Below are 14,337 nucleotides of genomic sequence, written 5' to 3'. Positions count from 1 at the left end.
GTTCAGCTCCCCGTACGTCAACACCTCCTCGCCGCACACCAGCGCCACCGCACCCGGCGTCGCCACCGCCTGCTCCTCGAACACCGCCGGAACCAACGGCACCGCCGAAGCCAACGGCGCGGCGAGCAGCTGCTCGGCCGGCGCGCCCTCGGGCAGCACCCCGGCCGCCGCGACGCTGAGGTCCGGGTCGGTGGCGGCCTGCCGCAGGATCAGGGCGAGCGCGTCGGCCAGCCGCTGGGCCGTCTCCCGGTCGAACAGGTCGGTGGCGTACTCCAGCCCGCCCGCGAGCCCGGCCGGGCTGCCGTCGGCGCGGTGGCGCTCGGTCAGCGCGAGCTTGAGGTCGAACTTGGCGGTGCCGTACTCCACCGGCTCCTCCTCCGCCGTCACGCCGGGGAAGTCGGGGCCGCCCTCGGCGGCGGCGGCGAAGGTCAGCATCACCTGGAAGAGCGGGTGTCGGGCCAGCGAGCGGACCGGGTTGAACTCCTCGACCAGGCGCTCGAACGGCGTGTCCTGGTGCTCGTACGCGGCGAGGTCGGTCTCCCGGACGCGGCGCAGCAGTTCGGCGAAGCTCGGCCGGCCGGAGAGGTCGGTGCGCAGGACCAGGGTGTTGGCGAAGTAGCCGACCAGGTCGGTGACGGCCTCGTCGAGGCGCCCGGCCACCGGGGTGCCGATCGGCAGGTCGGTGCCGGCACCGAAGCGGTGCAGCAGGGTGGCGTAGGCGGCCTGGAGGACCATGAAGAGGGTCGCGCCGTGCTCGGCGGCGAGGTCGGCGAGCCGGGCGTGCAGCTCCGCGTCCAGCTCCAGCGGGACGACGGCGCCGCGGTGGCTGGCGACCGGCGGCCGGGGGCGGTCCGCGGGCAGCGGCAGTTCCTCCGGCAGGCCGGCCAGCGCCTCGCGCCAGTGGGCGAGTTGGCGGGCGGCCGGGCTGTCCGGGTCGTCCTCGTCGCCGAGCAGGGCGTGCTGCCACAGGGCGTGGTCGGCGTACTGGACGGGCAGCGGCTCCCAGTCGGGGGCGTGGCCGGCCTGGCGGGCCCGGTAGGCGTCGGTGAGGTCGCGGTAGAGCGGGCCGAGCGAGGCGCCGTCCCCGGCGATGTGGTGCAGCACCAGGACCAGGACGTGCTCGTCCGGGCCCTCGGGCCGCAGGTAGGCGTGCACGGGCGGCTCGGCGGCCAGGTCGAAGGCGTGCCGGGCGAGTTCGTCCACCGGCCGGTCGGTGGTGGTGAGCAGCGGGCCGCTCGGGCTGTCGAGGACGCGCTGGTACGGGGTGCCCTCGTGCTCGGTGAAGACGGTGCGCAGGGCCTCGTGCCGCCGGACGGTGTCACCGAGGGCGTCCGCCAGGGCGGCGGCGTCGAGCGGGCCGCGCAGCCGCAGCGCGAGGGTGATGTTGTAGGTGGCGGTGGGGCCCTCGGCCTGGGCGAGGAACCAGAGGCGGCGCTGGGCGAAGGAGAGCGGCACCCGCTCGGGCCGGGGGCCGGGGCGCAGCGCCGGGCGGGCGGGTGTCCGGCTGTCCGACAACCGGTCGGCCAGTCCGGCGACGGTGGGCGTCTGGAAGAGGTCGCCGATGGCGAGTTCGACGCCGAGTTCGGCGCGGGCCCGGCCGACCAGGCGGGTGGCGAGCAGGGAGTGGCCGCCGAGGGCGAAGAAGTCGTCGTCGATGGTGATGTCGTCGATGCCGAGCAGTTCGCCGAAGAGGGCGCAGAGCACCCGTTCGCGTTCGTCGCGGGGCGCGCGGCCGGTGTCGTCGGCGGCGAGGTCGGGGGCGGGCAGGGCCCGGCGGTCGACCTTGCCGTTGGCGTTGAGCGGCAGGGCGTCCAGCAGGACGACGACGGCGGGGACCATATAGCCGGGCAGCGCGGCGCCGGCGAAGGCCCGCAGTTCGGCCGGGGTGAGGGTGGGGTCGGCGGTGCAGTAGGCGACCAGCCGCAGGTCGCCGGGGCGGTCCTCGCGGGCGATCACGATGACCTGGCGGACGGCGGGGTGGCGGGAGAGGGCGGCCTCGATCTCGCCGAGTTCGATGCGGAAGCCGCGCAGCTTGATCTGGCCGTCGATCCGGCCGAGGAACTCCACGGCGCCGTCGGCGCGCAGCCGGACCAGGTCGCCGGTGCGGTACATGCGGTCCCCCGCCGCGTACGGGTCCGCGACGAAGCGTTCGGCGGTCAGGGCGGGCCGGCCCAGGTAGCCGCGGGCCAGGCCGGCGCCGGCGAGGAACAGCTCTCCGGGGACGCCGGGCGGGACGGGGCGCAGCCTGGCGTCCAGGACGTAGCCGCGCATGTTGTCCAGCGGGCCGCCGATCGGCACCCGGGGGCCGTCGAGGTCGGCGGGGGTGAGCGGGTGGTGGGTGGCGAAGGTGGTGGTCTCGGTGGGGCCGTAGACGTGGGCGAGCAGCAGGTCGGGGCAGGCGTCCAGGACGCGGCGCAGCAGCACGCCGGAGGCGGCCTCGCCGCCGGTGCACACGACGCGCAGGGCGGCGAAGGTCTCCGGGGCCTGCTCGGCGACGAGGTCGAACAGGGCCTTGGTGAGGAAGACGGCGGTGACGTCGTGGCGGGTGGTGACGGCGTGCAGGGCGGCGGCGTCCAGCGGGCCGGGCGGGGCGACCACGACGGTGCCGCCGGACAGCAGGGGTGTCCAGATCTCGTAGGTGGCGGCGTCGAAGGCGTGCGGGGAGTGCAACAGGACGCGCCGGTGGCGGCCGTCCTGCCAGCGCCGGTCGGCGGCGAGGTCGAGGACGTCGCGGTGGCGCACGGCGACGCCCTTGGGGCGGCCGGTGGAGCCGGAGGTGAACATCGCGTAGGCGAGCTGGTCCGGGTGGACGGGCAGCGCGGGGCGGTGGCCGGGGGCGCCGGCCTCGTCGCCGGGGCGGACCACGGCGGCGGTGTGCGGGAAGCCGGGGTCGATGCGGTCGGTGAGCAGGACGGGGGCGCCGGTGTCGGCGAGTACGTCGGCCATCCGCTCGGGCGGCAGGCCGGGGTGCATCGGGACGTAGCAGCCGCCGGCCTTGAGGACGGCCAGGGTGGCGACGACGACGTCGGCGGAGCGTTCCATCAGCATCGCGACGGGGGTCTCGGGGCCGACGCCGAGGGCGGTCAGGTGGTGGGCGAGGCGGTTGGCGCGGGTGTCGAGGTCGGCGTAGCTGAGGGCGCCGTCGTCGTGGGCGAGGGCGGTGGCGTGCGGGGTGCGGTCGGCCTGGCGCTCGAAGGACTCGGCGAGGGTGCCGGTCCACCGGGGGGCGTCGGTGGCGTTCCACTCGGTGAGGATGCGGGTGCGCTCCTCGGGGGCGAGCAGGTCGAGGGTGGTGATCGGGGCGTGCGGGTCGGCGGCGGCGCCGGCCAGGAGGCGGCCGAGCCGCTCGGCCAGGGCGGTGACGGTGGTGCGGTCGTAGAGGTCGGCGGCGTACTCGATGGAGCCGGTGAGCCCGGCGGGGGCGCCGTCGGGTCCATGCTCTTCGGTGATGCCGATGTTGAGGTCGAACTTGGCGACCCGAAGGCCGATCGGTTCGGGGGCGGACTCCAGCCCGGGCAGGTCGAGGTGGGCGTCCTGGCCGTGGTTCTGGAGCACCAGCAGGGTCTGGAACAGCGGGTGGCGGCCGAGGGCGCGGGGCGGGTTGAGCTCCTCGACGAGGCGCTCGAAGGGGAGCTCCTGGTGGGCGAAGGCGTCGAGCTGGGCCTCCCGGACCCTTCCGAGCAGCTCGGCGAAGCTCGGGTCCCCCGACGTGTCCGCCCTCAGGACCAGGGAGTTGACGAAGAAGCCGACCAGGTCGTCCAGGGCCTCGTCGGCGCGCCCGGCGATGCCGGTGCCGAGCGGGATGTCGGTACCGGCGCCGAGCCGGGTGAACAGGGTGGCCAGGCCGGCCTGGAGGACGGTGAACAGGGTGGTGCGGTGGGTACGGGCGAGGTCGAGCAGGGCGGTGTGCAGGCCGGCGTCCCAGGCGAGGTCGACGGAGTCGGCGGCGCCGGTGGGGGCGGGCGGTCGGGGGCGGTCGGTGGGCAGCTCCAGTTCTTCCGGGAGTCCGGCCAGCGCCTCGCGCCAGTGGTCGAGTTGGCGGGCGAGCAGGCTGTCGGGGTCGTGTTCGTCGCCGAGCAGGTCGCGCTGCCAGAGCGCGTAGTCGGCGTACTGGATCGGCAGCGGTTCCCAGTCGGGGGCGCGGCCGGCGAGCCGGGCCCGGTAGGCGGTGGCGAGGTCGCGCAGCAGCGGGCCGAGCGACCAGCCGTCGGCGGCGATGTGGTGGAGCACCACGAGCAGCACGTGCTCGGTCGGCGAGAGGGTGAACACCGTGATCCGGATGGGCAGTTCGCGGCTCAGGTCGAAGGTCTCGGCGGCGGCGGCGTCCCGGCGGGCCGGGTAGTCGTCCGGTGCGCAGTCCTCGGCCAGGAAGCGCGGCCGCGCCTCCTCGGCGGGAAGGATCCGTTGCACCGGGACGCCCCCGGCCACCGGGAACACCGTGCGCAGGGCCTCGTGGCGGGCGACCACGTCCGCCGTCGCGGCGCGCAGCGCGGCGGTGTCGAGCGCGCCGCGCAGGCGCAGGGCGAACGGCAGGTTGTACAGCGCGGTCGGCCCCTCGATCTGGTCGATCAGCCAGAGCCGCTGTTGGGCGTACGAAACCGGGATCACGGTGCTTCCTCTACTCGGGTCTACTGACGGCACGGGCTGGTCGAGGGGGCGGACGGCGGTCAGACGGTGAGCCCCGCGGTGGGCCGGCAGTCCCGGAGTTCCAGGGGCTGCCCCATCGAGACGGCGATCTTGCGCCCGCCCCGGTACGGGTCCCGGCCGTGGGCGCAGAGCACGTTGTCGACCAGCATCACGTCGCCGACCTGCCAGCGTTCCCGCACGGTGGCGGCGTGGTAGGCCTCGTTGAGGGCGTCGACGTCGGCGCGCTCCAGCGGCTCGCCGTCGCCGAAGCCGGTGTTGAACGGCAGTCCGTCCGGCCCGAACTCCTCGGTCATCGCCTCCCGGATGTCCGGGTCGAGCGACCACGCGTTCCAGAAGGCCAGGTGGTTGAACCAGACCTGCTCGCCGGTGTGGGGGTGGCGGATGGTGCCGGGGCGCAGCTGGGTGGTGCGCAGGTTGCCGTCCGCCAGCCACTCCCAGGTGATGCCGTTGTCCTTGCAGTAGGCCTCGACCTCGGAGCGGTCCTCGGTGGCGAAGGCGGTGCGCCAGCCGAGCGAGATGTAGTCCGAGTAGTTGCGGGTGAGCGTCCAGCCGTTGTTCCGCATCCGCTCGACCAGGTGCCCGGGAAGCAGGTCGAGCACCTGGCGGACGTCGGCGGTGGGGGTGGCCCCGCCCTCGTCGGGGGCGGTCAGGCAGGCGAAGAGCAGCCGGCCGGGGAAGGTGAGGGTGTAGCTGTTCTCGTTGTGCATCCGGATCGGCTGGGCCGGCGGCAGGTCGGTGGACGAGTAGACGCCGTTGCCGTAGTCGCTGCGCGGGGTGGCCTTCTCCCGGTAGGGGGTGCGTTCGGGGATGAGGACGTCGCGCACGGCGGCGACGTCCTCGGTGCTCGCGACCGGCAGGCCGCGCAGGAAGACGGTGCCGTACCGGTGCAGGGCTTCGGTGAGCGCGCCCTCGTTCTCGCGCAGCCATTCGCCGGCCTCGCCCATGTCGGCGGTGCGCGGCGCGTGGGCGAGGGCCGGGCGGCCGGGGTTCAGTTCCCAGGTCGGCATGGCGGCCGTCACCGGTCCGCGGCGGTGGCGAGGGCGGCGACCAGGCTGGCGGGCCGGATGTCGGTCCAGTTGGCCTCGATGTAGTCGAGGCAGCCCTGGCGGGTGTCCTCGCCGTGGACGGTCGTCCAGCCGGCCGGCACGTCGATCCAGACCGGCCACAGGGAGTGCTGGTTCTCGTCGTTGGCCAGCACCAGGTAGCCGGCGTTGTCGTCCTCGAACGGGTTGCTCATGGCGTTCTCCTCGTGTTCCTGGGTTCTTCGGGTTCCTCGGGATGCTTCGAAGGTAGGGGCGGGCCCGGTGGCGGAACGGCAGGAGTCGCGGCAGGAACGCGGCAGTTGGACGTCGTGGCGGGGCGGCTCAGCGCGGGGTGAGGCGGACCGGGAAGCGGTCCAGTCCGAAGTTGATGATGGAGCGGTTGTGGGTGACCGGTCCGGTCGGCTCGATCTCCGCGACGCGTTCCAGCATCGCCGTGAACAGCCCGCCGAGTTCGGCCTTGGCCAGTGGCGCGCCGACGCAGTAGTGGGCGCCGAGGCCGAGCGCGAGGTGCTTGTTGGGGGCGCGGTCCAGCAGGATCTCCTCGGGCCGTTCGAAGGCCTCCGGGTCCCGGTTGGCCGACCAGACCCAGACGGCGACCCGCTCGCCGCGCCGGATGGTGCGGCCGTCGAGCTCGGTGTCCCGGCTGGCGGTGCGCAGGGTGTGCAGTCCGACCGAGGTCCAGCGCAGGAGTTCGTCCAGCGCCGAGTCCATGCCGACTTCGCCGCGCTGCAACTTCCGCCACAGTTCCGGGTGTTGGACCAGGGTGTACAGTCCCATGGCGGCGGTGTGGCGGACCGTCTGGACGCCGCCGACCACGATGTTGTCCAGGTTGAGGACGACGTCCTCGACCGGCAGCAGCTTCCCGCCGACCCGGTAGGAGGCCATCATGGAGATCAGGTCGTCGCGCGGGTCGGTGCGCCGCAGCATCACCTGGTGCAGCAGGTACGGGATGAGCTGCTGGTGGCCGGCCCGGCGCTCCTCGGGGGTGCGGCCGAGGAAGGCGACGTCGCAGACCCGTTCGACCATCTCGCGGTCCGCCTCCGGGACGTCCAGCAGGTCGCACATCACGGACAGCGGCAGCGCGGAGACGGCGTCGACGAGGTCCACCTCGCCGTGTTCGACGGCTTGGTCGACGATCGAGGCGGCGAGTTCGGCGATGCCCCGGGAGGCGCCGCGCACGGCCCCGGGCGAGAAGAACGGGTTGGCGGGGGCGCGCAGTTCGCGGTGCCGGGGCGGGTCGGTGAGGGCCATCATCCGGCCGGAGCCGACCGGGACGTTGCCCGCGCCGGCGCCGAGCAGCGAGCCCTGTTCGGAGCTGTAGACGGCGGCGTTGCGGAGCACCTCGGCGGAGTGGCGGTAGGAGAGCACCGACCAGACCGGCCCGTCGTCGACGGTATCGGTGCGGTGGACGGCGGCCTCCCCGCGCAGCTCCGCGACCAGCGCGGGGGTGTCGGGGCGGGCCCAGAGGTCCGGGTCGGTGAGGTCGACCGCGGTGGTGGTCAGCATGGCTACTCCGTCGGGCTCTGGTGGGCGGCGCGCGGCCGCGTGGTCAGGGAGGTCAGCAGGTCGACCGGGCCGGGCCGGTCGACGGTGGCGAGCAGGTGGCCGCCGGGGACGACGTGATGGCCGTGGGCGCCGCGGGTGTGGGCCGCCCAGCCTTCGAGTCCGCCGAGGGCGAGCAGCGGGTCCTCGACACCGACGACGGTGTGCAGGTCGGAGCCGATCGGCGGGTGCGGCCGGGGCCGGTAGGTGGCGACCACGTCCAGGTCGGTGCGGATGCCGCGCAGCGCGTGCTCCTTCAACTCGTCATCGCCCTCGACGAGTTCGCCCATCCCGGCCAGCCGGAGCAGTTCGTCGGCGGTGTACCGCGGGCGGTCCGCTCCGGACCAGACGGCGGGCGGCGAGGCGGAGGCGGCGACGACCAGTTCGGGCCGCAGCCCGGCGGGCAGCGCCCGGGCGACCTCGTAGCCGAGCAGCGCGCCGAAGCTCTGCCCGTAGAAGCCGAACCGCCCGGTCAGGTGCGGGGTGAGGGCCTCCACGACGGCGTCGACCAGCAGGTCGAAGCTGGCCGGCATCGGGTGGCCGAGCCGGCCGCCGCGGGCGGGGGGGCGCAGCGCCCAGACCTCGGCGGCCGGGGCGAGGGCGCGGGCGAGCGGGGTGTAGGCGGTGGCGTCGCCCCCGGCGTGCGGGAAGCAGAACAGCCGGTACGGGCGGTGCGCTCGGGGCGCGGAGGCGAGTTGGGGCACGGGGGCGAGTCGGGGCACGGGGACGAACAGCCAGTCCCCCTCGACGCGGGGGCGCACCCGCAGGGCGGTGGTCACGCTCCGGCCACCCGGGCGCGGGCGGTCAGGGCGGGCCGGGGAGCGGCGGTGCCGGCCGCGACGGCCCGTTCGACGGTGGCGGTGAAGGCCGCCAGGTCGGCCGAGTCGAGCAGGTGGCGCAGCTGGAGTTCGATGCCGAGCCGGCGGCGCAGCAGGTGGACGACCCGCAGCGCGGCGAGCGAGTGGCCGCCGAGCGAGAAGAAGTCGTCGGCGGGCCGGACGCCGCTCACGCCGAGCACGGTGCTCCAGACCTCGGCGACCTGCTCGGGCAGCGCGCCGGTGCCCGCCGGGGCCTGCTCCTTCGGTGCGGCGGGCACGGGCAGCGCCGCCAGGTCGACCTTGCCGTTGGGGGTGAGCGGCAGGGCCTCCAGCACGGTGATCACCGAGGGCACCAGGTGGGCGGGCACGGCGGCCCGCAGCCGCTCGGTCAGCTCGGCGGCGGTGAGCGGGGCGGTTCCGGCGGCGGTTCCGGCGGCGCTGCCGATGGCACTGCCGGCGGCGGTTCCGGCGGCGGTGACGTACCCGACGAGGCGCCGGTCCCCGGGCGCGGGCTCGTACACCGTGACGGCGGCGGAGCCCACCCCGGACAGCCGGGCCAGCTCCTGCTCGACCTCGCCGAGCTCGATCCGGTAGCCACGCAGCTTGACCTGCCGGTCCACCCGTCCGACGTACTCCAGCCGGCCGCCCTCGCCGCGCCGGGCCTGGTCTCCGGTGCGGTACGCGCGCTCCCCCGCCGCGTACGGGTCGGCGACGAAGCGCTCGGCGGTCAGCGCCGCCCGGCCGATGTAGCCGTGGGCGAGTCCGGGCCCGGCCAGGTAGAGCTCGCCGACCACGCCGTCCGGGACGGTGGCGAGCTTCTCGTCCAGCAGGTACAGCCGCACCCCGGGCAGTGCCTCGCCCAGGTGGGGGCCGGGGCCGCCGATCGGCGCGGTGACGGCCTCCACGGTGCACTCGGTGGGCCCGTACAGGTTGACGGCCTCGATGCCGCCGTCGGCCAGCTCCCGCCAGGTGCGCTCGGGGACGGGCTCGCCGCCCATCAGCAGCCGCGGCGCCCGGGCGCCGGCCAGCGGCTCGCGCAGCAGCTCCCAGTGCGAGGGGGTCAGGTCGAGGTCGGTGACGGCGTGCTCGGCCAGCAGCGCGGCCAGCCGGGCCGGGTCGGCGCGGTCCTCCTCGTCGATGACCAGCACGGTGTCGCCGCGGCAGATCCGGGCCCACTGCGGGACGGAGGCGTCGAAGGAGACGCTGGCGTTCCAGCCGGCCACGGCGGGCTCGGGCCGCAGGGTGCCGGTGGCCTCCAGTCCGGCGAAGAGCGCGGCGACGGCGCCGCGCGGCACCTCGACGCCCTTGGGGCGGCCGGTGGAGCCGGAGGTGTGGATCACGTACGCCGGGTCCAGCGGGTGGTGCGCCACCGGAAGGTCGGGCCCGTCGGCGGCGGCGTCCGGGCGCAGCACCGGCACGCCCTGGACGGCCGGGAGGCCGTCGACGCTGATCAGGGCGGCGAGCCGGGCGTCCTCGGCCATGAAGGCGAGCCGTTCGGCCGGGTAGGCCGGGTCGAGCGGGACGTAGGCGGCGCCGGCCCGCCAGACGGCGAGCAGGGCGACCGGCAGGTCGACGGTGCGGGCGAGGTGGACGCCGACCCGGTCGCCGCGGCCGACGCCCAGGGCGCGCAGCGCCCGGGCCAGGGCGGCGGTGCGGCGGTCGAGTTCGGCGAAGTCCAGGCGGGCCGGGCCCGCGAGGACGGCGGTGCGCCCGGGGTGGGCGGCGACGGTGGCGCGCAGGCGCTCCAGCAGATCGGTCGGATCGGTCATGGCTGCTCCTCAGGACTCTCGGACGGCGGCGGCCATGGCGTGCAGGGCGGCCGTGTAGGTGTCGATGAACCGCTCGGCGGCGGTGTCGGTGACCAGCGAGCGCTGGTGGTCCACGGCGAGGAGCACCCGCTGCGAGAGCGGGTCCTGGATCACCGAGGCGCCGAAGGCGAAGCTGTTGGGTTCGTGGCGCAGGGTCGGCTCGGTGCCGATCCGGCCGTCCACGATGCGGGCCGAGCTGAGCCGGCCGAGGGCGTGGAAGCGCAGGTAGCCGAACTGGCTGTCCAGCGCGGTGTCGGTCATCAGCCGGGCGAGCCGGGCGAACGGCACCCGGCGGTGCGGCAGCATGTCCAGCTCGTCCCGGTGGACCTCGCGGACCAGGGCGAGCAGGTCGTCGGTGGGTTCGCAGCTCAGCGGGACGGTGTTGAGGAACAGCCCGTACACCTCGGTGCCGCCGAGCCGTTCCAGCCGCCCGTTGACGGCCAGGCCGGTGGTGACGCGCCGGCGCCCGGTCATCTCGGCGAGGGCGCGCAGGTGGGCGGCGAGCGCCACCGACTTGACGGGCACGCCCAGCGCGTCGGCGACGGCCCGCAGCTGCTCGGGCGCCTCGGGCAGCACCCGCTCGACGGTGCGCGGCGCCTCGTGCGTGGACTCGCTGCCGGGGAACAGCTGGCCGCTGGCGCCGGACAGCCGCTCGCGCCAGTAGGCGAGCGAGCGCTCGTCCCGGGCGGCCCGCCGTTCGACGGCCACGAAGTCGCGGAAGGCGGTGCGCGGCGGCGGGGTGGGGGCGCCGAGCGGGTCGGCGGCGAGGGCGGTGTGGCGTTCCAGGATCTCGGTGAGCAGCGAGGTGAAGCTCCAGCCGTCCAGGATCGCGTGGTGCTCGGAGACGGTGAGCTGGAAGGCGTCCTCGGCGAGGCGCTGCACGGTGATCCGGAACAGCGGCGGCGCGGTGAGGTCGAAGGGCGTCAGGCGGTGGGTGTCGAACACCTCGCGGACCGCCGTGTCCTGGTCGGGTTCGGCCGCGCCCCGAAGGTCGGCGAAGTCGACGGGGGCGGGCAGCCGGCCGTGGACGAGCTGTAGCGGCTCGCCGTAGCCGGACAGGTCGAGGCCGGTGCGCAGCACGGCGTGGCGGTCCATCGCCTCGGCGACGGAGCGGCGGAAGGCCTGTTCGTCGAGGTCGCCGGAGATCCGGTAGGAGTTGACGTTGTGGTAGCTGTCGGTGCCGCCGGCGATCTCCATGTGGAAGACCATGGAGAGCTGCATGGACACCATCGGGTAGGCGTCGGCGAGGCCGGGCGGCAGGTCGGCGCGGTCCTCCGGGGTGAGCAGCGCGAAGGGCTCGTGGGCGTCCGGTCCCTCGGTGACGGGCCGGGCCAGCGGCAGCAGGGCGGCGACGGTGGGGGCGTCGAAGACGTCCCGCAGGCTCACCCCCCAGCCGCGCTCGTGCAGGGCGCCGGCCAGCTGGACGGCCCGGATGGAGTCCCCGCCGAGGTGGAAGAAGTCGTCGTGGACGCCGATGCCGTCCACCCCGAGGACCTCCGTCCAGACGGCGGCGAAGGCCTCCTCCTCCGGGGTGCGCGGCTCGGTGTGGCTGCCGCCGGCGGCGGCGGCGCGCTGTCCGGGGGCGGGCAGCGCGGCGCGGTCCACCTTGCCGTTGACGGTGAGCGGCAGCGACTCCAGCAGGGTGTAGCTCGCCGGGACCATGTACGGGGGCAGCGAGCGGCCGAGGAAGGCGCGGACGTCGGCGGGCTCGCGCCCGGTGACGTACGCGGCGAGCCGGTCCTCGTGCACGGTGACCACGCAGGCGTCGACGTCCGGGTGGGCGGCGAGCGCGTTCTCGATCTCGCCGAGTTCGATCCGGAAGCCGCGCAGCTTGACCTGGAAGTCGGCGCGTCCGATGTACTCCAGCCCGCCGCCGGGCAGTCGCCGGGCGACGTCGCCGGTGCGGTAGAGCCGGGCCCCGGGCGGGCCGTACGGGTCGGCGACGAAGCGGCCGGCGGTGAGGCCGGGGCGGCCCCAGTAGCCGTGGGCGAGGCTGCCGCCGCCGATGTACAGCTCGCCTGCCACGCCGGGCGGGCAGGGCCGCAGCCAGTCGTCGAGCACCTGGGCGCTCAGGTGCGGCATCGGCGCGCCGATCAGGCTGCGTTCGAAGCCGGCGCTGCCGGCCAGGTCGTGGGTGGTGACGTGGACGGTGGTCTCGGTGATGCCGTACAGGTTGCAGAGCCGGGCCGGGGGCGGCGGGTCGAGTTCGAACCAGCGCTGGACGACGGCCGGGTCCAGCGCCTCCCCGCCGAGCATGATCCACTTCAGTGCGGGCAGGGCGCGCGGGGTGCGGCGCAGCACGGGCTCCAGCTGGCGCAGCGCCGAGGGGGTGAGGCAGAGGAAGGAGACGCGCTCCCGTTCCAGCAGCTCGGCGAACTCCTCCGGCGAGCGGCTGGTCACGTACGGGACGACGACGAGGCGGGCGCCGTGCAGCAGGGCGCCCCACATCTCCCAGACCGTCCAGTCGAAGGCGTAGCTGTGGAAGAGCGTCCAGGTCTCCCGCGGGCCGAAGCCGAAGTGCCGCTCGCCGTCGGCCATCAGCCGGCTGACGTGCTCGTGGGCGACGGCGACGCCCTTGGGCCGGCCGGTGGAGCCGGAGGTGAAGATCAGGTAGGCGAGGTCGCCGGGGCGGCCGGCGGCCGGCGGGCGGGTGTCCGGCCGGGCGGCCAGGTCGGCGGCCTCGGCGGTCAGGTCGTAGGGCTGCCAGGGGCCTCGGGGCACCAGCTCCGGGCGGTCGGTGACGACCAGGGTGACGCCGGTGTCGCCGAAGACCAGTGCGGCGCGCTCGGCGGGGGCGGCCAGGTCGACGGGCACATAGGCGGCGCCGGTCTTGAGCACCCCGAGGACGGTGACCAGGACGTCGGCGGTGCGCTCCAGCAGCATGCCGATCCGGTCGCCGGGGCGGACGCCGCGGGCGCGCAGGGCGTGGGCGAGCCGGTTGGCGCGGCGGTCCAGCTCGGCGTAGCTGAGGGTGCGGTCGGGGTCGCTGACGGCGGGCCGGTCGGGGTGGGCGTCGGCGACCCGCTCGAACAGGTGGTGCAGGCAGTGGCCGGCGGTGTCGGTGGCCCCGGCCGCGGCGGCCGGGTCGGCGGTGCGGGTGGTCAGCCGCAGCACGGTGGCGTCGGGGTCGTCCAGGGCGGCGGTGAGCAGGGCGTCGTACTCGGCGGCCAGTCGGCGGACGGTCCCGGCGTCGAACAGCTCGCCGCGGTACTCGGCCTCGCCGCGCAGCTCGCCGCCGGATCCGGCGTCGGATCCGCCTGATCCGCCGGATCCGTCGAAGACGGACCAGGTGAGGTCGAACTTGCTGGTGCCGTTGGAGCGCACCCGGCTCTCGGCGGTGGCGTCCGGGCCGAGCGCCAGCGGGGTGCGGTCCTCGCCGTGGGCGCCGAACACCACCTGGACCAGCGGCGGGTGCTGGGTGCCGCGGGCGGCGCCGAGCCGGTCGACGATCTGGTCGAAGGGCAGGTCGAGGTAGCCGTAGGCCTCGAAGGCCACGTCCTGGACGTGCTCCAGCAGGTCCCGGAAGCTCAGTGCGGGCGCGAGCCGCAGCCGCAGCGGCAGCAGGTTGACGAAGTAGCCGAGCAGGTGCTCCAGTTCGGGGCGGTCGCGGGTGGTGACGGGGGTGCCGACCACCAGGTCGTCGGCGCCGGTCCAGCGGTTCAGCAGCAGGGCGAAGGCGGCCAGTTGGACGGTGAACGGGGTGACGCCCTCCGTCCCGGCCAGGGCCCGGATCCGGGCCGCCGTGCCGGGGGCGAGGGCGAACTCCTCGGTCCGGCCGGCCGCGCCGCGCTCGGCGGGCCGGGGGCGGTCGGTGGGCAGCTCCAACAGGGGCGGGGCGCCGTCCAGTTGCTCTTTCCAGTAGGTCAGGTGCTCCTCGTAGGAGGTGCCGAGCCGCTCCCGCGCGTGGTCGGCGTACTGGACGGTCAGCTCCGGCAGGTCGGGCTCCCGGCCCGCCAGCGCCGCGCCGTAGCACTCGGCGAGTTCGCGCTCGAAGACCTCGGCGGACCAGCCGTCCCAGACGATGTGGTGGACGGTGAACAGCACCGTGGTGCGCTCGCCGGCGAGCCGGAAGGCCTCGGCGCGCAGCAGCGGCCCGGCGGCCAGGTCGAAGGGCTCGGCCCAGCGGGCGGCGAGCAGTTCCTCCAGGCGTTCGGCCCGGTCGGGGAGGCCGCGCAGGTCGGTCACCGCGAGCGGCACCGCGAGGTCGTGGTGCACGTGCTGGCGGGGGCCGTCGGGGTGCATCGCGAAGGTGGTGCGCAGCGTCTCGTGCCGGGCCACCACCGCGTCCAGGGCGCCCCGCAGGAGCGCGAGGTCGAGCGGGCCGGTGACGTCCAGGGTCCAGGGGGTGCAGTAGGTGACGGCCCGCGGGTCGAGCCGGTCGAGGAACCAGAGGCCGCGTTGCAGCCCCGAGACGGGCGCGGTGCGCGCCGGGTGGTCGGACGGGCTCACGGCCTCGTTCCCTTCGGGTGCGGGGCGGCC

General features: G+C 75.4%; 7 protein-coding genes. All 7 read right to left on the bottom strand.

Translation table 11 applies throughout. The features are described from left to right. The coding region (locus ACFRAR_RS07945) for an amino acid adenylation domain-containing protein (RefSeq protein WP_380695983.1) at positions 1-4,608 on the bottom strand (4,608 nt) is incomplete at its 3' end. Between the two features lie 59 nt (positions 4,609-4,667). After that, positions 4,668-5,654, bottom strand: a complete 987-nt coding sequence (locus ACFRAR_RS07940; RefSeq protein WP_380695981.1) for a TauD/TfdA family dioxygenase — start codon at positions 5,652-5,654, stop codon at positions 4,668-4,670. 8 nt (positions 5,655-5,662) lie between these two features. Beyond that, positions 5,663-5,884 carry an MbtH family protein gene (locus ACFRAR_RS07935; protein WP_380695979.1) on the bottom strand — a complete coding sequence of 74 codons (222 nt, stop codon included), beginning with the start codon at positions 5,882-5,884 and terminating at the stop codon, positions 5,663-5,665. 127 nt (positions 5,885-6,011) lie between these two features. After that, the gene (locus tag ACFRAR_RS07930) at positions 6,012-7,196 is read right to left on the bottom strand and encodes a cytochrome P450 (RefSeq protein ID WP_380695977.1); all 1,185 of its coding nucleotides are present in this window, start codon (positions 7,194-7,196) and stop codon (positions 6,012-6,014) included. A 2-nt stretch (positions 7,197-7,198) separates the two neighbouring features. Next, positions 7,199-8,011 carry a thioesterase II family protein gene (locus ACFRAR_RS07925; protein ID WP_380695975.1) on the bottom strand — a complete coding sequence of 271 codons (813 nt, stop codon included), beginning with the start codon at positions 8,009-8,011 and terminating at the stop codon, positions 7,199-7,201. Continuing rightward, on the bottom strand, positions 8,008-9,819 hold the full coding sequence (locus ACFRAR_RS07920) for a non-ribosomal peptide synthetase (protein WP_380695973.1): 1,812 nt from the start codon (positions 9,817-9,819) through the stop codon (positions 8,008-8,010). The genes ACFRAR_RS07925 and ACFRAR_RS07920 overlap by 4 nt, the downstream gene beginning before the upstream one ends. A gap of 9 nt (positions 9,820-9,828) precedes the next feature. Further along, positions 9,829-14,307: an amino acid adenylation domain-containing protein gene (locus tag ACFRAR_RS07915; protein WP_380695971.1), complete on the bottom strand. Its 4,479-nt coding sequence runs from the start codon at positions 14,305-14,307 to the stop codon at positions 9,829-9,831. Positions 14,308-14,337 lie beyond the last annotated feature (30 nt).

Origin of the sequence: Kitasatospora sp. NPDC056651, assembly GCF_042792155.1 — a bacterium.
GTDB lineage: Bacteria > Actinomycetota > Actinomycetes > Streptomycetales > Streptomycetaceae > Kitasatospora.
The sequence above is the reverse complement of the archived record's forward strand: the minus strand, read 5'-3'. Positions and strand labels throughout refer to the sequence as shown.

What these genes read in the sequence shown, in the direction of transcription:
- ACFRAR_RS07940 (WP_380695981.1), bottom strand. Translation starts at nt 5,654, where the DNA reads ATGCCGACCTGGGAACTGAACCCCGGCCGCCCGGCCCTCGCCCACGCG.
- ACFRAR_RS07935 (WP_380695979.1), bottom strand. Translation starts at nt 5,884, where the DNA reads ATGAGCAACCCGTTCGAGGACGACAACGCCGGCTACCTGGTGCTGGCC.
- ACFRAR_RS07930 (WP_380695977.1), bottom strand. Translation starts at nt 7,196, where the DNA reads ATGCTGACCACCACCGCGGTCGACCTCACCGACCCGGACCTCTGGGCC.
- ACFRAR_RS07920 (WP_380695973.1), bottom strand. Translation starts at nt 9,819, where the DNA reads ATGACCGATCCGACCGATCTGCTGGAGCGCCTGCGCGCCACCGTCGCC.